General features: G+C 70.1%; 23 protein-coding genes. 11 read left to right on the top strand and 12 right to left on the bottom strand.

What is annotated here, in order from left to right:
- Window positions 1-22: 22 nt before the first annotated feature.
- From RH864_RS13920 to RH864_RS13890, 7 genes are all read right to left on the bottom strand, one after another.
- The gene (locus tag RH864_RS13920; protein ID WP_310518163.1) at window positions 23-820 is read right to left on the bottom strand and encodes an ABC transporter ATP-binding protein; all 798 of its coding nucleotides are present in this window, start codon (window positions 818-820) and stop codon (window positions 23-25) included.
- Between the two features lie 42 nt (window positions 821-862).
- Window positions 863-1696, bottom strand: a complete 834-nt coding sequence (locus RH864_RS13915; protein WP_310518162.1) for an ABC transporter permease — start codon at window positions 1694-1696, stop codon at window positions 863-865.
- Complete coding sequence (locus RH864_RS13910; protein ID WP_310518161.1) at window positions 1696-2691, bottom strand: ABC transporter substrate-binding protein; 996 nt, start codon at window positions 2689-2691, stop codon at window positions 1696-1698. The genes RH864_RS13915 and RH864_RS13910 overlap by 1 nt, the downstream gene beginning before the upstream one ends.
- 176 nt (window positions 2692-2867) lie before the next feature.
- Entirely contained in the window at window positions 2868-3866 is a 999-nt protein-coding gene (locus tag RH864_RS13905) for an ornithine cyclodeaminase family protein (RefSeq protein ID WP_310518160.1), read from the bottom strand.
- Entirely contained in the window at window positions 3863-4615 is a 753-nt protein-coding gene (locus RH864_RS13900; RefSeq protein WP_310518159.1) for an SDR family NAD(P)-dependent oxidoreductase, read from the bottom strand. The genes RH864_RS13905 and RH864_RS13900 overlap by 4 nt, the downstream gene beginning before the upstream one ends.
- On the bottom strand, window positions 4612-5397 hold the full coding sequence (locus RH864_RS13895; protein ID WP_310518158.1) for a maleate cis-trans isomerase family protein: 786 nt from the start codon (window positions 5395-5397) through the stop codon (window positions 4612-4614). Before RH864_RS13895 ends, RH864_RS13900 begins: the two co-directional genes overlap by 4 nt.
- Complete coding sequence (locus tag RH864_RS13890) at window positions 5394-6821, bottom strand: UbiD family decarboxylase (RefSeq protein ID WP_310518157.1); 1428 nt, start codon at window positions 6819-6821, stop codon at window positions 5394-5396. The genes RH864_RS13895 and RH864_RS13890 overlap by 4 nt, the downstream gene beginning before the upstream one ends.
- 151 nt (window positions 6822-6972) lie before the next feature.
- Between RH864_RS13890 and RH864_RS13885 the strand changes: the two genes are divergently transcribed.
- Window positions 6973-7752, top strand: a complete 780-nt coding sequence (locus tag RH864_RS13885) for an IclR family transcriptional regulator (RefSeq protein ID WP_310518156.1) — start codon at window positions 6973-6975, stop codon at window positions 7750-7752.
- Entirely contained in the window at window positions 7749-8408 is a 660-nt protein-coding gene (locus tag RH864_RS13880) for a UbiX family flavin prenyltransferase (protein ID WP_310518155.1), read from the top strand. Before RH864_RS13885 ends, RH864_RS13880 begins: the two co-directional genes overlap by 4 nt.
- Here RH864_RS13880 and RH864_RS13875 read toward each other — a convergent pair.
- Genes RH864_RS13875 through RH864_RS13860 form a run of 4 tightly spaced genes read right to left on the bottom strand, consistent with a single transcriptional unit; the run spans window position 8392 to window position 11820 of the window.
- Complete coding sequence (locus RH864_RS13875; RefSeq protein WP_310518154.1) at window positions 8392-9633, bottom strand: dihydroorotase; 1242 nt, start codon at window positions 9631-9633, stop codon at window positions 8392-8394. The genes RH864_RS13880 and RH864_RS13875 overlap by 17 nt on opposite strands.
- Window positions 9630-10916 carry a Zn-dependent hydrolase gene (locus RH864_RS13870; RefSeq protein ID WP_310518153.1) on the bottom strand — a complete coding sequence of 429 codons (1287 nt, stop codon included), beginning with the start codon at window positions 10914-10916 and terminating at the stop codon, window positions 9630-9632. Before RH864_RS13870 ends, RH864_RS13875 begins: the two co-directional genes overlap by 4 nt.
- The gene (locus tag RH864_RS13865; RefSeq protein ID WP_310518152.1) at window positions 10913-11338 is read right to left on the bottom strand and encodes a hypothetical protein; all 426 of its coding nucleotides are present in this window, start codon (window positions 11336-11338) and stop codon (window positions 10913-10915) included. Before RH864_RS13865 ends, RH864_RS13870 begins: the two co-directional genes overlap by 4 nt.
- A 2-nt stretch (window positions 11339-11340) precedes the next feature.
- The gene (locus RH864_RS13860) at window positions 11341-11820 is read right to left on the bottom strand and encodes a hypothetical protein (protein WP_310518151.1); all 480 of its coding nucleotides are present in this window, start codon (window positions 11818-11820) and stop codon (window positions 11341-11343) included.
- A 136-nt stretch (window positions 11821-11956) separates the two neighbouring features.
- On the opposite strand from RH864_RS13860, the gene RH864_RS13855 reads away from it, so the two are divergent.
- From RH864_RS13855 to RH864_RS13840, 4 genes are all read left to right on the top strand, one after another.
- Window positions 11957-12619, top strand: coding sequence for a TMEM175 family protein (locus RH864_RS13855; protein ID WP_310518150.1), 663 nt, complete (start codon window positions 11957-11959; stop codon window positions 12617-12619).
- A gap of 96 nt (window positions 12620-12715) precedes the next feature.
- Complete coding sequence (locus tag RH864_RS13850) at window positions 12716-13189, top strand: nitroreductase family deazaflavin-dependent oxidoreductase (RefSeq protein ID WP_310518149.1); 474 nt, start codon at window positions 12716-12718, stop codon at window positions 13187-13189.
- A 118-nt stretch (window positions 13190-13307) separates the two neighbouring features.
- Complete coding sequence (locus tag RH864_RS13845; protein WP_310518148.1) at window positions 13308-13913, top strand: TetR/AcrR family transcriptional regulator; 606 nt, start codon at window positions 13308-13310, stop codon at window positions 13911-13913.
- Between the two features lie 2 nt (window positions 13914-13915).
- Window positions 13916-15103 (top strand): glycosyltransferase, encoded by a 1188-nt coding sequence (locus RH864_RS13840; RefSeq protein WP_310518147.1) that lies wholly within the window; start codon window positions 13916-13918, stop codon window positions 15101-15103.
- Between the two features lie 46 nt (window positions 15104-15149).
- Here the strand turns inward: RH864_RS13840 and RH864_RS13835 are convergent, their stop codons facing one another.
- Entirely contained in the window at window positions 15150-15401 is a 252-nt protein-coding gene (locus tag RH864_RS13835; RefSeq protein WP_310518146.1) for a hypothetical protein, read from the bottom strand.
- Between the two features lie 120 nt (window positions 15402-15521).
- Between RH864_RS13835 and RH864_RS13830 the strand changes: the two genes are divergently transcribed.
- The 5 genes from RH864_RS13830 to RH864_RS13810 all read left to right on the top strand — a co-directional run bounded on the left by RH864_RS13830 (window position 15522) and on the right by RH864_RS13810 (window position 20152).
- A complete protein-coding gene (locus RH864_RS13830) occupies window positions 15522-16253 on the top strand; it encodes an ABC transporter ATP-binding protein (RefSeq protein WP_310518145.1) in 732 nt (243 codons plus the stop codon).
- Window positions 16250-17011 (top strand): ABC transporter permease, encoded by a 762-nt coding sequence (locus RH864_RS13825; protein ID WP_310518144.1) that lies wholly within the window; start codon window positions 16250-16252, stop codon window positions 17009-17011. Before RH864_RS13830 ends, RH864_RS13825 begins: the two co-directional genes overlap by 4 nt.
- A gap of 189 nt (window positions 17012-17200) precedes the next feature.
- Window positions 17201-18286, top strand: coding sequence for a zinc-dependent alcohol dehydrogenase family protein (locus tag RH864_RS13820; RefSeq protein WP_310518143.1), 1086 nt, complete (start codon window positions 17201-17203; stop codon window positions 18284-18286).
- Between the two features lie 127 nt (window positions 18287-18413).
- On the top strand, window positions 18414-19121 hold the full coding sequence (locus RH864_RS13815; protein ID WP_310518142.1) for a GntR family transcriptional regulator: 708 nt from the start codon (window positions 18414-18416) through the stop codon (window positions 19119-19121).
- A 44-nt stretch (window positions 19122-19165) separates the two neighbouring features.
- Entirely contained in the window at window positions 19166-20152 is a 987-nt protein-coding gene (locus RH864_RS13810; protein WP_310518141.1) for a D-2-hydroxyacid dehydrogenase family protein, read from the top strand.
- Window positions 20153-20187 lie beyond the last annotated feature (35 nt).

The following is a 20187-nucleotide window of genomic DNA, read 5'->3' as shown; positions in this document are numbered from 1 at the left end:
CGCGCGATCGTGTCGGCGGCGGTCACGCTGCGGCCGCCGCTCGCGCCGCCGCCTCGGCCTGGTGGAACTCGAGCTGTTCGAACAGGTGGACGCGGATCTCCTGGAACTCCGGCGTGGTCATGAACTCCAGCTGGCGCGGGCGCGGCTCGGAGACGATGATCTCCTCGGCGATGCGGCCCGGCCGGGCGCTCATCACGATGATCCGGTCGGCCCAGAAGATGGCCTCGTCGAGGCTGTGCGTGATCATGACCACCGATTGGCCGGCATCGCTGAGGATGCCCGTCAGGTCCGTGCCGAGGTTGCGGCGGGTCTGCTCGTCGAGCGCGCCGAACGGCTCGTCCATCAGGAGCACTTTCGGTTGCAGCGCCAGTGCCCGGGCGATCGCCACGCGCTGCTGCATTCCACCCGAGAGCTCACGGGGGTACCGCTCGCCGAAGCCCTGGAGGCCGACGAAGTCGAGTTGCTGCTTCGCCTGGCGCGCGGCCTCGGCCTTGGAGCCGCCCGCGAAGCGGAGGCCCATCCCGGCGTTCTCCTCGACGGACTTCCAGGGGAACAGGCTGTAGTCCTGGAACACGAACGCCGCGTTGTGCGGGTTCGGCTTCGTCACGGTGCTGCCGTCGAAGGCGATGCGTCCGGCGGTGGGCGGGATGAGACCGCCCATGGTGTGCAGGAGGGTCGACTTCCCGCACCCGGACGGTCCGATGATGGTGACGAACTCACCCTGCCGGATGGAGAGATCGATGTTCTCGCAGGCGACGAGTTCGTCCTTGGTACCCGCTCCGTAGGTGACGGTGAGGTTCTCGACGGTGAGCAGCGACACGATGGTGGCTTCCTTTCTAGGGCGAGGTGACTTCGGGGGAGGTCACTGACGCCAGCGCGTCAGCCGCGCTTCCAGCCGTGACCAGATGGCGCCGGTGAGGATGACCAGCGTGGCCATGACCAGCGTGAGCGCCATGGCGTTGTCGATCTGGAAGTTGTTGCTGTAGATCCGGACCAGGTACCCGATGCCCGCCGTGGAGACGAACAGCTGTGCGATGACCACGCCGATGAAGCCGTTCCTGATCCCGTGCCAGAGCCCCGCGAAGATCCCGGGCGCCGCCCCCGGCAGGATGACGTCGAAGAACAGTCGGGTGGAGCTCGCGTCATACGCGCGGCCGACGTCACGGTACTTCTGCGGCACGAGGTCCAGGCCGGCGACGACGTTCACCACGACGTGCACGAAGGCGAGGAGTGCACCGAACGCGATCCCCGGCGCGGTGCCCAGGCCGAAGAACAACACGAGCAACGGCAGGAACACGGACTTCGGCACGACCATGAGGAGCATGATCAGCGGGTAGTACGCCTCCCGCAGGAGGGTGTTCAGACCGAACACCACCCCCACGAGGATGCCCGCCGACGTGCCGATCCCGAACGCTGCGGCGAAGGCGGCCAGGGTCTCGCCCACCGCCCGGAGCGCCTGCGGGTCCACGGCGAGCTGCGGGATGGCCTGCAGCACCGCGAGCGGTGACGAGACGAACCGCTCGTTGAGCACGCCGACGACGACCAACAGCTGCCAGAGCGCGAGGGCGAACACCAGGAACGCGACCCGCAGCCACATCGCCTTCCTGGCATCCGACCGCTGCTCGGGCTTCACCAAGGCACGGGCGCCCTTCCGCGGGCTGACGGCCCGGTGGGACTCCGTGATCGTCGCCGCCATTACTTCAGGTCTTTCCAGTACGTGTACGCGACGGGCTCGACGTCGTCCACGGACGTCTCGAGGCTGAAGGCGACGGCGTCCCGGATGCCTTCGAGCTCCCCTTCGGTGATCACACCGTCCGTCGACAGCTCGGGCAGGCTCTCTTCGGCCAGCCGCTCGGCCACCGCCGGGTTCACGTCCCACTCGTCGACGAGCACGTCGATGAACAGCTGCGGGTCGGCCTGGATCCGCTCGACGGTCGCGAAGTACGCCTCGAAGAAGGCCTGGACGGTCTCGGGGTTGTCCGCCGCGAACTGGTCCATGACGGCGAACGACTGCAGGACGTTCTCGCCGACGAAGTCCGCTCCGTCCGCGACGATCACGCCCTCGCCGCTCTCCTCCATCTGGAAGGCCGCCTGGCTGCTCCACGCGAACGCGTCGATCGAGCCCGCGGTGAGCGCCGCGATGAGCGCCTGCAGATTGCCGAGGCTCGTGACGGTGTAGTCCGACTCCGCCCATCCGGACTCCTCGGCCATCTTCACGACCGAGTAGTCGCCGGGCGAACCCGCGCCGGTGATGCCGAAGTTGCCGCCCTCGAGCTCTGCGACGTCGGCGGTGCCGGGGCGGGCGATGATGCGCTGGTCCCAGTAGGACAGGTTGCTGGCGACGATGGTCATCTCGACGCCCGACTGGCGACTCGCCGCTTCGGTGCTGGCCGCGGCGAGCGCGATGTCGGCCTGCCCGCCCGCCATGATCTGGCCGATCGTCGGGGTGGTGCCTTCCACGACCTCTACCTCGATGCCGCTGTCCTCCCACGTGCCGAGCTGCTGGCCGGCCTGGACGACGACGAACGGGAAGGAGTTCGAGACGCTGGTCGCGACGCGCACGGTCGTGGTCTCGCTGCCCCCTTCGCTTCCCCCCTCGCCGGCGCTGCTGTCGGCCGCACAGCCCGAGACCGCCATCGCCACGAGCAACGCGGCGGCGCCGGCGACGGATCGAGTTGACTTCTTTCCCATGGTGGTTCCCCTCATCACTGTTCGCTGATCACTTGGTGGTGCAAGGGGAACTGGTTCGTTCCCGCCGCATCGACGTCGATGCACTTCCGTAATTTGGAAGGTGGTTCCGTTTTGCGGTATGGTGAGACTAGCTTCGGCGACGACGCATGTCAACGCTCAGGCGAGCACGTCGCCCGTCAGTGCAGCCTCAGCCGGCTTCCGACGCCGGTCTTCACCGCGGCCGCCGCCACGGCGTGCGCCGACACGAGATCCGCGGCAGCGAAGCCCACGGTCTTCAGCACGCGCACTCCGCTCGGCACGGCCGGCGGCGCCATGACCAGGTCGCCGAGCTCGAGGACCTGATCCCGGTCGAGGTCGCCGGCCGCGATGACCTGGCCCAGGTCGCCGGCACCGTCGATCCCGCCACGCTTGGTGTCCACGGCGACGACCGTCGCACGGCGGACGATCGCCGGATCGAGCTCCGCGGCATCGGGATCATGGCTCCCGACCCCGCAGACGAGCGTCTCCGGCCCGACCCAGTCGTCGAGCACGACCGGCGTCCTCGAAGTCGTCGCAGCGACGATGACGTCACTGCCGCGGCACGCCGACTCCGCGTCCTCGGCCGGCAGGATCGTCAGCTCGGGCGCTCTCGTGCCGAGCTCGGCACGGAGGTGCTCGACGAACGCGGCGCGCGCCTCCGGACGCCGGGACGTGATGCGGATCTCCCGCAGCCCCGGCAGGGCGTGGATCAGCGCGAGCGCCTGGGCCCGAGCCTGGATGCCCGCCCCGACGATCGCGGCGACGCTCGCCCTGCGCGGGGCCAGGACGCGTGCCGCCACCCCGGTCATCGCGCCGGTCCGCAGGTCGGTGATGACCGACCCGTCCATGAGGACCTCCCCGAGGCTCGGATCGATCAGCACGATCACCGCCGACGAGGTGGGGAGGTTCGGCCCCTGCGGCCCGGCATACCAGATCTTCGCCCCCGTATACCGGCCGCCCATGGCGCCCGGCATCACCAGCGTCTCGAGTCCGCTCTCCTCGGCATGGAGCGCGGTGCGCGCCGGGACGTCGGCATGCCCCGAGGTCCAGGCGACGGCGGCCCGCTCGACCGCCGCGAAGGCGTCGGCCATCGTGTACAGGCCTTCGACCTCGGCCCGGTCGAGCACCAGCATCGTGTTCTCCTTCTCCTGGCTCACCAGATCGTCTGCCCGCCGTCGATCGCCAGCGACGCCCCGATCACGAACGACGCCGAGTCCGACGCCAGATAGGCGACCGCGGCGACCACCTCGTCCGTCTCGCCGTAGCGGCCCGCCGGGATCGTCGCGATCCGTTTCGACCTGAACTCCGGATCGGTCAGATAGTGCCGGTTGAGGTCCGTGACGAACGTGCCCGGCGCAATGCTGTTCACGCGCACACCCAGCGGTGCGAGCTCGAGGGCCATCGATCTCGTGAGCATCGCGATGCCGCCCTTCGAGCTCGCGTAGGCCGTGCTCCCGGGCCACGCCTGGGTCTGCCGCGTCGACGAGACGTTGACGATGGCCCCCCCACCGGCCCCGACCATGTGCCGGGCGGCGGCCTGGCCGACCAGGAAGTACCCGGTCAGGTTCGTGCCGATCACCCGCTCCCACTCATCCGCGTCGAGGTCGAGGAAGGGCGTCGTGGACATGACTCCGGCGTTGTTGACCAGCACGTCCAGGCCACCGAGCGCGGCGACCGCCCCGTCGACGACGGCGGCCGCACCCTCGGACCGGGCCACGTCGCCGAGGACCAGCGACGCCGATCCGCCCTCGGCCCGGATCCGGTCGACGACGGCCGCGCCCGCGGCGTGACGCCGGGCATGCACCGCCACCGACGCGCCGGCCGCTGCGAGGCCGATGGCGATCGCCGAGCCCAACCCGCCGCTCGCCCCGGTGACGAGCGCACGCCGGCCGCCGAGCTCGATCACGACGCCTCACCCGCGCCCTCGAGCGCAGCGGATGTCTCGGGCTGCGCGAAGAGCCGGCCGATCCCGAGGTCCTCCTGGCGGATCCGCAGTCGGCGCAACAGCCACCACAGGATGCTCTGGTTCGTCGTGAGGACGAGCTTGCCCGTGTCACGCTCGAGGAACTCGACGATCTGCAGCGTCGCCCAGTTCGTCGAGACCATCACCACGGTGTCGGCATCGACATCCTCGATCGATTTCGCGATCTCGTACGAGAGCGTCGCGGGCTGCCGGTTCGTGAGATACCACACCCTCGGGTCCGAGGACTCCAGACTGAAGTCACGATGGATCGAGGCCGCGATGTCGTACCCGTGGTCCCTGAGCGTCCCCTCGAGGATCCCGGCGGACACCGCGGAGTAGGGCGTCGCGACGGCCAGGCGCTTCGCCCCGCTGAACTCCAGCGCCGCGAGCAACGCGTTCGTGGCCGTGACCACGGGCACGCCGCACTCCTGCTCGATCGTCTCGGAGAGCGAGGTCCGGACCCCGTCGCCGCCGTTGAAGCTCGTCTCGGCGCACGCGTAGACGACGGCGTCGAGTCCCAGCTCGCGTACCGCCCGCGCGAGCTCGACCGCCTGCCGGCGCATCGCCTCCGGCTCCGTGGCGGTGAGCCGAAGGCCGTGGAAACTCACGCCCACGAGGGGCAGCGCATTGAGCTCGGGCTCCATGAGCACGTTGTCAGCGGGCAGGATCAGCCCGATCCGGCCGCGCCACCCGTAGGCGTCCACGCTCGGAAACACCCGGTTCACCTGGCATTCCTCCCCTCGAGGTATCCGCCCTCGTCCGGCATCGACCAGCCCTGCGCAGTCAGCAGGTCGGCGAGCGGCCAGTTCTCGCTGCCGACGACCAGCGGGGCTTCGTACATGCGACGTTCGATGCCCATCGGTGCGGTCGCGTCGATGCCCCATTTCGCACTCGTGCGCGCCGCAGGCGCGGAGGGGTCCAAGGTCGGGCTGTGCAGGTTCGGCACGATGACGACATCGTGGTCGGGCTGCACGCGCGTGTTCACCGCCCACTCCACCTGCTGCAGGTCGTAGGGGTCGATGTCCTCGTCGACGACCGTGACGAGCTTCGCACCCAGCGTGCTCGCGAGCAGCGCGAGCATGACGTTCCGAGCCTCGGAGGGATGGCGCTTCTTCATCGAGACCACCACGTGATGGCGGGTCGTGCCGCCTGGCGTGACATGGATGCCTCGGATCTCCGGCGTCACCCGGAGCGCCTCCCGGTACGCGAGCGCCGTCGCCGACGGCTGCATCATCCAGTGGTTCTCCGTCATCGGCGTGCCGGTGAGGGTGTTCTGGTAGATCGCGTCGCGCCGGTGCGTGATCGCCGTCACGCGCATGACCGGGGCCGGCTTCGCCTCGCTGTAGGTGCCCGGGTACTCGCCGAAGGGCCCGTCGGGCTCGAGCCGCCCCATCTCCACGTACCCCTCGACGATGAGCTCCGCCGTGGCAGGGACCCTGATGTCGTTGGTGAGGCACTTCACCATCTCGAGCGGCTCGCCTCGCATGCCGCCGGCGATCGAGAACTCGTCGACGCCGAACGGCGCGCGGGCCTGCGACGCGATCTGCGTCACCGGGTCGGCGCCGATGACCACGGCGATGGGCGCCTCCACGCCGCGCTCGTGCCACCGCTCGATGATCGTCCGAAGATGCCGCCCCTGCGGCGCGAACACCGTGAGGTGCGTCTTGTCGATGGGCAGCTGCCGGTGGATCGAGACGTTGGCCGCGTCGGAGTCCGGGTCGTGAGAGACCTGCAGCCCGGCGGTCAGGTAGCGGCCGCCGTCGAGTTCGAAGTGCCGGAGGAGGGGCATGGAGAGGACGTCGATGTCGTCGCCCTGCACCACCACCTCCTGGCACGGCGCCGGCTGATCGGTCAGCTCCGGGGGCAGCATGAGCCCTTCGAGCTCGCCGAAGTTCCGAAGCAGGTAGTCGTAGTCGTGGCCGAGCGCGAGGGCCACGCGGCGCGCGGAGCCGAACAGCCCGCTGAGGCAGCGGTACTCGCTGTCGCGCATGCGGTCGAAGAGGAGCGCCGGCCCGTCGACGTCCGAGGACTGACGCGTCAGCGCGACGGCCTGGTACTCCCAGTCGACCTCGTCGGACACGGTGACCAGATCTCCCCGCTCCTCCAGTGCCGCGAGGAACTCTCGCAGATCTCGCCAAGCGCGCTTCATCGCGTCTCCGTTCGCCTCATGGAAGTAGCTTCCGTATTATCGAAGTCCATGGAACAATCATCACCGAACGGTTGTCAAGGCCTGGTCGGTACGCTTCCGTAGAATGGGAGTCGAGGATGTTTCTTCGTCGGACGAGTGCAAGGAATGCTGTATGAACGTCGTGATCCGAACGTTGAACGCGCTCACCCTCATCGGGGAGTCCAGCGAAGGCCTCTCGCTCACGGAGGCGAGTGAGCGACTCGGATACCCCCTGGCCACGACGCACCGGCTGCTCAAGGTGCTGGCCGACGAGGACTTCATCCGGCGCGACCCGGCGACCCTGGAATACCATCCAGGGCGCCGCCTGCTCCGCCTGTCCTCCGTCACGAGGCGCGAGACGCTCGCCGCGACCGCCGAGCACAATCTCCGCGAACTGAGCGAACGGTTCAACGAGACGGTGATGATGACCCAGCTCATCGACGGCCGCGCCGTCTGCGTCGCGCTCGTCGACAGCCGGCGGCCGCTGCACCTCTCGGTCAAGATCGGCCAGGCCGTCCCCCTCCACGCGGCAGCGAGCGCCCGGGTGCTGTACAGCGACTTCGACGACTCGGCGATCGAGGACCTGCTCCGAGACCACACGTTCGAACGCCTGATGCCGGGCACGCCGTCGAACACGGACGAGGTGCTCGTCCACGTCCGGAACATCCGCGACTACGGCTACGACGTGTGCGACAACGAGTTCGACTTCGACATCTGGGCCTCCGCCGCCCCGGTCCGGGATGCGAGCGGAGCGATCGTGGCTGCCGTCACCCTGACGTCGTCGCAGGAGCGCAGCCAGCCGCAGCAGCGACGCTTCGAGATCATCCAGGCGGTCACCCGCACCGCCGACGACATCACACTGGCGATCGGCGGCACACCCGCGCCGCCCGCCAGCGGAACCGCGATCGCATGAGCACGCCGGCTGAAGTCCGGCGGATCGTCGTGGCGATCACCGGAGCCTCCGGCGCGGCGTACGGTGTTCGCGCCCTCGAGCTGTGCCGAGACCTTCCCGACGTCGAAACGCATCTCGTGATCAGCCGCGGCGCGCGGAGCACGATCCACTCCGAGACCGGGTCGACCATCTCGGAGGTGAGCCGGCTCGCCGACGTCGTGTACTCCGATGCGGACCTCGGCGCCGCCATCTCGAGTGGTTCGTTCCGGACCGACGGCATGATCGTCGCGCCCTGCTCGGTGAAGACCCTCTCGGGCATCGCGAACGCCTATGACGACAATCTCGTGGTCCGCGCGGCCGACGTCACGTTGAAGGAAGGACGCCCGCTGCTCCTCCTCGTCCGCGAGACGCCCCTGCACGTCGGGCATCTCCGGCTCATGACGATGGCGGCGGAGAGCGGCGCAGTGATCTATCCGCCCGTTCCCGCGTTCTACACGCAGCCGGCATCCGTTGCCGAGATCGTCGACCACACCGCGCGCCGCGCGCTGGAGCGGATCGGCGTCGTCACCCCGAACGCCCTCCGGTGGGTGGGGATCCGTGATGGCGCGGTCCGTGATCTCGACGGGACATCCGACCGGGTGCCGAGCGAAGGCACGCCGGTCAGCGCGAGTAGGTGACGCGACCGTCGAGCACGGTGAGCGCGACGCGATGCGTCGCCGGGAACCCGCTGAACGGCGAGTTCGCAGAACGGCTCAGGTGGGTGTCGAGGTCGATCCGGCCGCCCGGCGCATCCTCGATCACCGTGAAGTCGGCGGCGGCGCCGATCTCCACCGAGTTCTCGGCGAGTCCCGTGATCTGCGCCGGGCGAGCCGACATCACTTCGACGAGCCGGGTCCAGTCCGTCCGTCCACCCACCGTGAGCACCTCGGCCACGACGGGTAGCGCGGTCTCGATCGCCGTCATTCCGAACGCCGCGTCCGCCCAGCTCCCGGCTTTCGTCTCGGCCGGGTGGGGCGCGTGGTCGGTCCCGATGACATCGATCGTTCCGTCCAGCAGCGCCGCTCGCAGCGCGCGAACATCCTCCGCCGAGCGGAGCGGCGGATTCACCTTCAACGCCGGACCTCGTTCTGCCGCGTCGGTGTCGAACAGCGTCAAGTGATGGGGGGTCACCTCCGCCGTCACCGGGGCGCCGATCGATTTCGCCCACCTGATGAGGTCCACGGAGCGCGCCGTCGAGACATGGCACACGTGCAACCGGCCACCGGTTGCGCGTGCGATCGCGATGTCGCGGGCGATGATCGCTTCTTCGCCCACGCCGGGCCAGCCTGCGCATCCGACGATCTCTGCGACAGGCAGGTTCACGACGCCGGACCCGACGATGGTCGCGCTCTGCGCGTGCTGTGCGAAGACTCCCCCGAACTCGGCGACGGCCTCCAGCACGCGCAGTGCGACTCCGTCGTCGTCCACGCAGCGCCCGTCATCGGAGAACATGCGGACGCCCGCGCCTCGCAGCGTCGGCACGTCGACGATCTCGCGCCCCTGCTGACCCACGGTCGCGGCGGCGACGACGTGCACACGAGCCGACGCGCGCTCCGCCAAGCGGCGCATCGCGTGGACGCGACCGAGCGTGTCGGTCACCGGATTCGTGTTGGCCATGGCGAACACGTCGGTGTACCCGCCGGCGGCCGCGGCAGCCGTACCGGTCTGGATGGTCTCGGCGTGCTCGCCGCCCGGCTCACGAAGGTGCGTGTGCATGTCGACGAATCCGGGAAGCAGGACCCGAGTGCACGGCTCAGCCGCACGCGTCGCTGCGATGCGCACGATGCGCCCACCGTCGACCGTCACGTCCACGGGCTCAGCGGCTCCGCGCACACGGACGTTCTCGATCAACTGGGAGGTCACGCCGCTTCCCCTGCCGGCACTGCATGCCGCGCGTCGATGGCGAGCATGCTGTCGAACAGGACCTCGGCTCCGCGCGCGATGTCCGCGTGATCCGTGGCTTCCTCGGGCACGTGCGACAGACCTCGTACGCTCGGCACGAAGATCATCCCGGTCGGCGTGATTCGACTGATCTGCTGGGCATCGTGACTCGCACCGCTCGGCAGCAATCGATACGACATCGAGCGACCGGCCGCCGCGGCGGCGATGGTGTCGACGATCCCGATGGGCAGCACGACCGGGGAGGTGTCCCCGATCACCGAGCTGCGGTAGTCGACGCCGCGCCGCGCCGCGATCGCCTGGAACTCCCGGTCCAGCAGCCGCGCCGTGCGACGCTGACGCTCGCTGTCGAAGTCGCGCACGTCGACGGAGAACACGACACGACCCGGGATCGTCGTGATGGATCCGGGCTGGACGTCCATGCGCCCGACCGTCACGCGAGTGCCGTGATGCGACAGGTCGTTGGAGACGCGCTCGCATGTGATGACGCATTCCGCCGCGGCCGCGAGGGCGTCGTGGCGTTGGTGCATCGGCGTTCCGCCCGTGTGCGAGGCGACGCCGTCGAGCTGGATCTGCAAGCGCGAGCTTCCCGATATCGCATCCACGACACCGATGGGGGTTGCGGATGCCTCGAGCACCGTCCCTTGCTCGATGTGCAGCTCGATGAACGCGGCCCAGTCCTCGGTCCGCCAGGCCGAGGACGCGATCTGTTCGGGAGCGAGACCGACGGCGGTCATCGCGTCGGACATCGTGGTCCCGTCCGCGTCGACCAATCGCTCGAGATCGCCGGAGCCGACTAGGCCGGCGGCGGCACGACTGCCGTTGCAGGCCTGCCCGAACCGCGCCCCCTCTTCGGCGGCGAAGACGACGAACCGCCACGGGAGGTTCGTCGGTTCAGCCCGTTCGCGGAGCGCCCGGGCGACGACCATGCCTGCGCAGACGCCCGCGATCCCGTCGAAGCGGCCGCCGAGCGGGACGGAATCCAGATGGGAACCGGTGCCGACGGCGGGACCTGGTCGCCGCCCGGGCGCCTCGGCGATGGTGTTGCCCGCCGTGTCCTGCCACACCTCGAGCCCGAGGGCACGCATCTCCTCGGCGAAGAGCGCGTGGGCTCGCCGTTCGAGCGCCGTGTAGCCGAGGCGGGTGACCCCCTCGCTCGTCTCGGTCAGCGCAGCGAACGCGGCGATGAGCTGGTCGATCGCCTTCGCGTCGATGCGTACGGCGGGGGTCGCCGCTGTCGCCGTCACTCGTCTTCCAATGTGATCGTCGGGAGATCGATGCTCGCGTCACGCGAGGCCGCGAGCACCGCGGCGAGCGCGACCGGATGGAGCGCGTTGTTGTGCAGGAGGCCGAGCAGGGAGCCTGCGGGGTTCCGCCCGCCCCACTGTGTGGCGAGGAGCACGACCCGGGCGCCGCTGGGGGCCTCGCCATCGAGGGTCAGAATGCCCATGTCCTCGATCGCGCGCACGACGGGCACACCCAGCGCCACGCCCACCGCGTGCGCGATCACGCTCTCGTCGTCACCCTCCCAGCAGACCAGGGCATCCGGGGAGAGGCCGCGCAGGCGCTCGGCCAGCGCCGCGCCGACGACGGCGACGGCTTGTGGATCACGTCCGGTGTCGATCCGGTCGCCGGATCGCACCCGGCCGAGCGCTTCATCGATGTTCATCGTCATCTCTCCGTCCACGTGACCACGCCCTGGTCGTCGGTGAAGAACACGGCCTCTCGCGAGGCACCGAACACGCACCTGGTCGTGAGCCGACCGGTCGTCGATCGCTCGACCGTGCTGCGGAGCGCCTCCAGCTCGGTGCTCGTGACCGCGAAGAGCGAGGCGTCCTCCCCGTGGTGCAGTTCACCGAACACGATCTGATCGGCGTCGATCACCGCAAACGGAAGGCCCGTGATCAGCGACACGGCCGCACCCAACGTGGGTGCGCCTTCACCGCCGGTGATGATGCGGTTCGCGGTGGCCGGGACCTCATCGGCGAGGGCGAGACCGACTCGACGAAGCACCGCGGGACGCGTCATCCAGCGGGAGACCGCTCCAGGCGCATCGCCGCCGAGCGCGCTCAGATCACGCGCGAGCTCCTCGAGGGAACCATGTCCGTCGGGGAGCGCACCGAGGTTCCATTCTGTGGAAGTGGCATCCATAGAATGGATCTTACTGCGTTCTCGATGTCCGCGGAAGGGCAGCGCCGGTGGCGAACCCGTGGACACCGGAACGGGAGAGCTCGGAAGACTCCGCGCTCTCGCGCGGGACGCATCGGCTCCGCGCCACAATGACCGGATGAGATATGCGCGCGGAACATCCGAATTCGATCGCAGCCTCGGGTTCTTCGACGCCGTATTCGGATTCGCCTTGACCCTGCTCATCGCCAACATCGACATGCCGCCGGCCGCCGCCTGGGAAGACCTCGGCTCGGTGCTCAGCGGCGGGTTCGGCACACAGCTGCTCGGATTCCTCATCAGCTTCGTCGTGATCGTCGCGTTCTGGCGCGCCAACCAGGAGCTCATCGCCAGACTCCGCAGCTTCGACTCTCCGGCGGTGATCTGGAACATCGCACTGGTCGGGCTCGTGATCTTCATCCCGTTCACCACTCAGGGGATCAGCGATCCCGCTGTCGACGACCTCCCCGTGACCACCGTGCTCTACGCGGTGAACGTCGCCGCCGCGATCCTCGTCCAGACTTTCATGTACCGCGGAGCGATGCGCCGAGGCCTCGGGCGGGTACACGTGCCGGCCGAGGTCGCACGTGCCGAGTTCATCGACGCCCTCCTGAAGCCCGCGGTCTTCATCATCTCCATCCCGATCGCCATCCTCTTCGGCGGCACCGCCGGCAAGCTCACCTGGCTGCTGCTGCTCGTCGTCGGTCCGGTCAGCGGGCGGTTCGTACGCCGCGTCGCGCAGGAGGCGGGCTTCGACCCCGAGCGGGAAACGGCGGACGGCTGACATCGCGCCTCATCAGCCTGGAGGGGGCGTCATGGAGAGGGCGGCGCGTGAGCCGCTCCGCGAGCGCTACCGAGCCGATGCGGCTAGCCTGCCCACATGCCCTCAGCGCTCAGCGCCCTCGGCGCCGGCATCCTCCGAACGCGAGCGCTCGTTCGAGCGCCCATCTGGCTCTATCGACACCGGCTCGGCTGGCTGCTCGGAGACCGTGTGCTCATGCTTCAGCACACCGGCCGGAAGTCGGGACTCGCGCGGTACGTGTGTCTCGAGGTGGTCGAACACTCATCGCCGGACCGACTCGCGGTCGTCAGCGGATTCGGCACCCAAGCCCAGTGGTACCGCAACCTGAAGGAGGATCCGAATTGCCGTGTGAGCATCGGCCGGCGAATCGCAGTTCCCGCGTACGCCCGCATGATGGCCGCAGATGAGAGCGATGCGACCCTCACCCGCTACCGCGCCGCCCATCCGAAGGCCTGGAAGATCCTGCGCGACTCGATCGAGAAGATCACCGGCCAGCGCGTGACCTCACTCCCGATGGTCGAGCTCACCCTGGCCCGCCCGGATCCACCCTGATGAAATGCGCAGCTCGAGTCACCGCCGCGCTGAGCGCCCGGCAGCGCGATTCGCGCCGCGCGGAGTCCGTTGACCATTCCTTGGACTGGTAACTGTACGCACGTATAGCATGCTGTACATGCGTACAGTCAGCGCACCGATCGCTCGAGACGACGTCAGCGCTCGCGCCCGCATCGTGCAGAGCGCGCTCGAGTGCTTCGCCGAGCACGGGTACGCCAGGGCGACGGTGCGCGAGATCGCGGCACGCGCTGGGGTGAGCGCCGCGCTGGTCACTCATCATTTCGGAGGCAAGGCCGAGCTGCGCGCCGAGTGCGATTCCCGCGTCGAGAGGTTTCTGCTCGACAAACGCACCGATCGGCTCGATCCGGCCGAGGCGCTGCGCGACGCGGTCGAGACGTTCGGGCCGTATCTCGCGACGATGCTCGACGGGCCGACGGATGCCGCGTCGGCGCTGTTCGCCCGGATGCTGGACGTCGCACGCGAGGCCGTCGACGAGAACGTCGCAGCCGGCCGGATGCATCGATCGGTCGATCCGGAGGCGCAGGCTGTGGCGCTGGTCGTGCTCGGAGTGGCGCCGTTCCTGCTGCGTCGGCGGCTCGCCGAGTGGACGGACGACGGCACCGGCCGGCTTGCGGTGGCGCTCGCCGAGATCTTCACACGAGGGCTGTTCGTCGACGACGGGCTCCTCGACGCGGCGTCCCCTGCGGCCGACGGCCGCTCGTGAGGGTGTTACTCATCACCGCCGGATCACGCGGCGATGTCGAGCCGTTCATCGCACTCGCGAGGGCGGCCGATGCGGCAGGGCATGAGGTGCGGGTCGCCGCTCCCGACCGTTCGGGCGTCGCGGCTGACGGCGTCGACCTCGTCAGTCTCGGTATCGACTATTCCGCCATGATCGAGGACCAGGGGGTCTCGATCGGCGCAGCGTTTCGCAGCTACCGGACCGTGGTGAAGCCGATCATGCGCGGCGTCATCGTGGGCGCCGCGCGTGCAGCGCTCGCGTTCGAGCCCGACATCGTCGTCGCGCATCCCAAGGTCCTCTCGGCGCCGCTCATCGCCGTCTCGCTCGGCATCCCGCATGTGCTCGTCGAGATGGTGCCGGCGGTCACGCCGACGCGGGCGTTCCCGGCGGCGGGCACGGTCACCGCTGATCTCGGGCCGCTCAACAGGTTCACCTACTTCGCCGCCTCGGCTGCGTCGTCGATGTTCGGCGCCGCCCTCGACGAGGCGGCGCACCTGCTCGGCGTGCGGCGCAACCGCCGGATGCCGCCGCCGGCGGCCACGCTGCTGCCCATCAGCCCTGCCCTGCTGGAGCGACCCGATGACTGGCCGCCCAGCGTGCACCTCACGGGCCCCTGGGTCGACTCCGGCCCGACCACGGACCTCGAGCCGGACGCCGCAGCGTTCATCGCCGGTGGCCCGTTCGTCTACGCCGGGTTCGGCTCGATGGCGTCGGGCGACCCGGCCGCGCGCGGACGCGCCCTCGTCGACGCGACGCGCACCCGCGGGCAGCGCCTGTTCGTCGCGACGGGGCTCGGCGGCATCGAGATCGCCCCTGCACTGCGCGGCGACGACGTGTTCGTGGTGCGCTCCGCGCCGCACGACCTCGTGCTGCCGCACGCCGTCGCCGCCGTGCACCATGGCGGGATCGGCACCGTGCAGGCCGCGACACGGGCGGGCGCGGTGTCCGTCGTGATCCCATTCATCGCCGACCAACCGTTCTGGGGCGCGATGCTGCACCGGCGCGGACTCGCGCCCCGTCCCGTAGCGCACGGCCGGGTGACCGCGGCGCACGCGGGAGCGGCACTGGACGCGGCGCCACGATACCGCGAGCCGGTCCGCGCGGTGGCGCAGCGGATGCGGAAGGAGCACGGCACCGCCGCCGCACTGACGATCATCACCGCCCTCAGGTGACCGACGCACACGGCGGCCGCGCTCGGGGCATTCCGCCGCGCCCCGTTCACGATCGGGCGGAGACGAAGATCCCGCTCAATATCCCGATTCCGGCGATGACCATGACGACGCCCATGAGCATGGCGCCGCATCCGACCATGACGTAGACCCAGTTCGGCTGCACCTTTCGCGCGGTCGGATCGATCCAACCCATGAGCCGGGTCCTCATCGCGGTATTCACGCGGCTCACCGCGCCGGGCGCGCTCACCAAGGTCGCCCCGTACGCGAGGGAGATGAGTCCAAGGATCAGTGGGAACATCACGAGCACACTATTTCCACCAAGGACTCAGCGCACGACCCCGCCATACACTTGATCCCGGTGAGCCGGGAAGTCTGGTCGGCAGGTGATCGACCATGACGACCGGGATGAGGTGACGGGATGCACCCACCTCGCATCGAGCTGAGCGGTGTGCGTCGCACGTTCCGCGGCGGTGCGGGCGTGCACGGGGTCGATCTCAGCGTCGCACCGGGTGAGATCCATGCGCTGGTCGGGCTGAACGGCGCGGGGAAGACCACGCTGATGCGCCTCATGCTGGGGATGCTCCGCCCCGACGGGGGCGACGTGCGCATCGACGGTACACGCATCGACGAGCTGCCCGCGTCGGCCTGGGCGAGCGTCGGGCACCTCGTCGAACAGGCGCTCGCCTACGGCGAGCTCGACGTCCGCGACAATCTCCGCCTGGTGGCCCGGTTGCACGGCGCCGGGCGCGCCCAGGCGGCGACCATGGCGGATGCCTCGATGGAGGAGCTGAACCTCGGGCGCTACGCGCACGTGCGTGTTCGTCGGCTCTCGCTCGGCAACCGCCAGCGGGTGGGGCTGGCGGCGGCGCTCCAGCACGATCCGGCACTCATCGTGCTCGACGAGCCTACGAACGCCCTCGATCCCGCCGGCGTGATCCGCGTGCGGGAGGCGGTCCTGCGCCGCGCGGCGGCCGGGGCCGGCGTGCTGGTGTCGAGTCACCATCTCGATGAGGTCGCCCGGGTCGCGCATCGCATCAGCGTGCTCAACGAGGGCCGGCTGATCGGCGCACTCGATCCGGGCGCGCCCGATCTCGAGCGGGCGTTCTTCGCACTCGTCCTCGCCGACGATCTCAACCGGGGCAGCGCATGAGCGGCGTGGGGATCGCGTTCGCCGTCGAGTCGCGCAAGGCGTTCGCTTCGCGGGTCGTGCCCTGGACGACGGTGATCCTCGTCGGCGGTCTCGCCGCGCTCACGGCGGGACTGCTCTTCGCGGCCGCAGCGGGCGATGCGCGCATCCTCGCGCGGCTCGGCCCGCTCGCTGACGAGCACGGCTGGGCGCTGCTCGTCGGGACGGCGGCGCAGATCCTTGCGGCCGGCGGGTTCGGCGCGTGCGGCATTCTCATCGCCTGGCTGTTCGGCCGCGAGTTCGCCGACGGAACCGTCGCCGGTCTCTTCGCCCTCCCCGTGCGCCGCTCGAGCATCGCCATCGGCAAGCTCGCCGTCTATCTGACGTGGGCGGCGGCGGTCGCCGTCGTCCTCACCCTGCTGCTCGCCGGGCTCGGGCTGATCGCGGGCCTCTTCGCCACCGACCCGGCCGGCAGCGTCGAGCTGCTCCGCATCCCGCTGCTCACGATGCTCACGGCGCTGCTCGCCGTGCCGGCCGGCTGGGTCGCGAGCATCGCCCGGAGCGTGCTCGCCGGCATCGCGGCGACGATCGTGCTCATCATCGCCGCGCAGGTCTCGGCCGTGCTCGGCGTCGGGGTCTGGGTTCCGTTCGTGGCACCCGCGCTCTGGGCCATCGCGCCCGAGACCGTGCCGTGGCCCGCACTGTCGGCCGTCCTCGTGGTGCCGGCCGTGTTCGGCAGCGCGACGGCGTACGCGTGGGCTCGGATGCAGCTGGATCGCTGATCCCCGGGCAGCGTGCGGCGGCCGACGCCCGATCAGGTGCTGCGCGAGGCATCCTGCCGCGACTCACCGCGCGCGAGCCGTCCGGCTGCTCTTCCAGCCGCTGCTCGTGGCCGCCGCGCTCTGGTCGACGGCGGGGCCCACCCGGTAGGCCCGGATCGGAGATCCCCGCCGTCCTGAGAGACTTGCCCGATGCGAGCCGTCGTCTTCGATGCGATTCGAACTCAGCCTGTGGTCCGGGAGGTCCCCGTGCCCGAGGCACCGCACGACGGCGTCGTCGTGCGGGTGGTGGCCACGGGCATGTGCCGCAGCGACTGGCACGCGTGGTCGGGTCACGATGACGTCGCCCTGCCCCACGTTCCCGGGCATGAGCTGGCCGGCGTGGTGACCGCGGTCGGCCCGGACGTCCGGCGCTGGAACGTCGGGGACCGGGTCACGGTCCCCTTCGTCTGCGGCTGCGGTCGCTGCGAGTGGTGCCTCGGCGGGAACGCCCAGGTCTGCCCCGATCAGCAGCAGCCGGGATTCACCCACTGGGGTTCGTTCGCCGAGTATGTGGCCCTGCACGCCGCCGACACGAACCTGGTCGCCATCCCCGAGGACGTCGACTTCGCGACCGCGGCGAGCCTGGGATGCCGGTTCGCGACCGCCTACCGCGCCCTCGTGGGGCGCGCTCACGTGCAGGCCGGCGAATGGGTGACGGTGATCGGGGCCGGAGGGGTCGGCCTCAGCGCCGTGATGATCGCACGCGCCCTCGGCGGGCGACCCATCGCCGTCGACCGGAATCCGGGGGCGCTCGCGCTCGCCGCCGAGCTCGGCGCCGAGCACACGATCCTCGCGGACGGCGTGGACGGCGCAGACCTCATGGATGTTCCCGCCGCGGTCGACGCGATCACCGGCGGCGGGAGCCACGTGTCCGTCGACGCCGTGGGGAGCGAGCAGACCGCGGCGGACGCCATCCTGAGTCTTCGCCGGCGCGGCCGGCACGTGCAGATCGGGCTGCTTCCCCCGCTCGACGGTCATCCGCGAGTTCCCATGTCCCGGGCGATCGCCTGGGAGCTGGACCTGCTCGGGAGCCACGGGATGGCGGCCGCGGACTACCCGGAGATGCTCGCGCTCATCGCGCAGGGCGCGCTGCAGCCGCAGCGGCTGATCGAGCGCACGATCGACCTCGAGACGGCGGCCACGCTCTTGCCGCAGTTCGATCGGATCCCGGTCGCGGGGATGACCATGATCGCCCCGTCCGGAGACGTCAGGGGCGCTGAACCCCCGAGACGTTGAGGGAGATCGCGTACAGCGCGGTGGTCGCGGTGATGTCGAGGCGGTTCCGGGGCTGACGCAGTGCACGACGCCCGAGGTGGTGTAGCTTACGGGCGAAGCACGACGCCGCGATTCGAGGGGAACAGTGATGACGACGAACTCGCTCGCCGACTCGTTGGCCTCCGAGCCGCTCGGCCGTGTCGCCGCGCCCCTTCGCGAGAAGGTGACGTCGTTGCTCCGGCAGGCGATCCTCGATTTCACGTTGCAACCCGGTCAGCGTCTGGTCGAGCGCGAGCTCATCGAGCGGCTCGGCGTGTCGCGGACGACGATCCGCGAGGCGATCCGGGAGCTCTCGGCCGAGGGCCTGGTGACGGTCGTGCCGCAGAAGGGGGCGATCGTGAGCGCGCCGTCGCTCGAGGACGCGATCGACCTCTACGAGGTCAGAGCGTCGCTCGAGTCGCTCGTGGTGCAGCGGTTCGTGGAGCGCGCGACCGAGGAGCAGGTCGAGCGTCTGAGCGGGACCGTCGATCATCTCGAGGCCGTCACGAAGTCCTCGTCGTCCATCGCCGAGGTGCTGCGTGCGAAGGACCGGTTCTATACCGTGCTCATCGAAGGCGCGCGGAGCGCGGCGCTGCAACAGCTTCTCGAGAGCATCCAGGCCAGGGTGCAGGTGCTGCGGGCGACGTCCATGTCGGAGTCCGGCCGGCCGCTCGAGGTCGTGCAGGAGCTGCGCGGCATCGTGGGCGCGATCTCGAACCGTGAGTCCGAGCGGGCCGCCGAGCTGTGCGCGGCGCACATCCGCCGGGCCTCGATCACGGCGCTCTCGCACCTTCGCGCCGAACAGCAGGTCAGCTGAATGCGCCCTCGGCGACCGGTCGCGGGAGGGTGAGATTGAACCCGATGGATGCCTCCGGTGCGCGAACCCGCGTCGCGATCCTCGACGACTACCAGTCGGCGGCCCTGGACGCTGCGGACTGGTCGCGTCTCGACGCCGACGTGGTGACGTTCCGCGACCCGCTTCCGGACGCGGCTTCGGTGGTCGCGGCGCTGCGCGGATTCGACGTCGTCGTGGCGATGCGCGAGCGCACCGCGTTCCCCGAGCAGGTCCTCGCCGGGCTCGCCGATCTGAGGCTCCTGGTGACGACGGGTATGCGCAACGCCGCGATCGATGTGGCTGCCGCCCGGCGCCTCGGCATCACGGTGTGCGGGACCAGAGGCCATGCCGGGCCCACGGTCGAGTTGACCTGGGCGTTGATCCTCGGGCTGGTGCGCGAGGTGGCCGCCGATGACGCGGCCGTGCGAGCGGGTGCGTGGCAGACGCGCGTGCCCGGTGACCTCGAGGGCCGCACGCTCGGGATCGTGGGGCTCGGCCGCCTCGGCGCCAGGGTCGCCGCGGTGGGCCGGGCGTTCGGCATGTCCGTGATCGCCTGGAGCCCGAACCTCACCGAGGACCGTGCGCGGGCGGCGGACGCGGTGGCCGTGGAGAAGGCCGAGCTCTTCTCGCGCGCCGACATCGTGTCGCTGCATCTGGCGTTGTCCGACTCGACGCGCGGGATCGTCGGCGCGGACGATCTGCGGCGCATGTCGCGCCACGCGATCCTGGTGAACACGGCCCGGGGCCCGCTCGTCGATGAGGTCGCGCTCTGCCGGGCGGTCGAGGAGCGATGGATCGACGGCGTGGGTCTCGACGTCTACGACCACGAGCCGGTCCCCCGGGATCATTGGCTTCGCCGAGCGGATGCCTCGACCGGCGCGCGCGTGCTGCGCTCGCCGCACATGGGATTCGTGACCCGCGGGAACTACCGCACGTTCTACGGCGACGCCGTCGAGGACATCGCGGCGTTCTTCGCCGGCCGGCCGATCCGCGAGCTCGACGGCGAGGCGTAGGGCGGGCGAGTGCGGCGGCGCTCGATAGGATCGAT

Origin of the sequence: Agromyces aerolatus, assembly GCF_031432255.1 — a bacterium.
Lineage (GTDB): Bacteria > Actinomycetota > Actinomycetes > Actinomycetales > Microbacteriaceae > Agromyces.
The sequence above is the reverse complement of the archived record's forward strand: the minus strand, read 5'-3'. Positions and strand labels throughout refer to the sequence as shown.

Coding starts and splice junctions, on each gene's coding strand:
- RH864_RS13915 (WP_310518162.1), bottom strand. CDS start 1,696: ATGGCGGCGACGATCACGGAGTCCCACCGGGCCGTCAGCCCGCGGAAG.
- RH864_RS13910 (WP_310518161.1), bottom strand. CDS start 2,691: ATGGGAAAGAAGTCAACTCGATCCGTCGCCGGCGCCGCCGCGTTGCTC.
- RH864_RS13890 (WP_310518157.1), bottom strand. CDS start 6,821: ATGAAGCGCGCTTGGCGAGATCTGCGAGAGTTCCTCGCGGCACTGGAG.
- RH864_RS13885 (WP_310518156.1), top strand. CDS start 6,973: ATGAACGTCGTGATCCGAACGTTGAACGCGCTCACCCTCATCGGGGAG.
- RH864_RS13880 (WP_310518155.1), top strand. CDS start 7,749: ATGAGCACGCCGGCTGAAGTCCGGCGGATCGTCGTGGCGATCACCGGA.
- RH864_RS13865 (WP_310518152.1), bottom strand. CDS start 11,338: ATGAACATCGATGAAGCGCTCGGCCGGGTGCGATCCGGCGACCGGATC.
- RH864_RS13860 (WP_310518151.1), bottom strand. CDS start 11,820: ATGGATGCCACTTCCACAGAATGGAACCTCGGTGCGCTCCCCGACGGA.
- RH864_RS13855 (WP_310518150.1), top strand. CDS start 11,957: ATGAGATATGCGCGCGGAACATCCGAATTCGATCGCAGCCTCGGGTTC.
- RH864_RS13850 (WP_310518149.1), top strand. CDS start 12,716: ATGCCCTCAGCGCTCAGCGCCCTCGGCGCCGGCATCCTCCGAACGCGA.
- RH864_RS13845 (WP_310518148.1), top strand. CDS start 13,308: ATGCGTACAGTCAGCGCACCGATCGCTCGAGACGACGTCAGCGCTCGC.
- RH864_RS13835 (WP_310518146.1), bottom strand. CDS start 15,401: ATGTTCCCACTGATCCTTGGACTCATCTCCCTCGCGTACGGGGCGACC.
- RH864_RS13830 (WP_310518145.1), top strand. CDS start 15,522: ATGCACCCACCTCGCATCGAGCTGAGCGGTGTGCGTCGCACGTTCCGC.
- RH864_RS13825 (WP_310518144.1), top strand. CDS start 16,250: ATGAGCGGCGTGGGGATCGCGTTCGCCGTCGAGTCGCGCAAGGCGTTC.
- RH864_RS13820 (WP_310518143.1), top strand. CDS start 17,201: ATGCGAGCCGTCGTCTTCGATGCGATTCGAACTCAGCCTGTGGTCCGG.
- RH864_RS13815 (WP_310518142.1), top strand. CDS start 18,414: ATGACGACGAACTCGCTCGCCGACTCGTTGGCCTCCGAGCCGCTCGGC.
- RH864_RS13810 (WP_310518141.1), top strand. CDS start 19,166: ATGGATGCCTCCGGTGCGCGAACCCGCGTCGCGATCCTCGACGACTAC.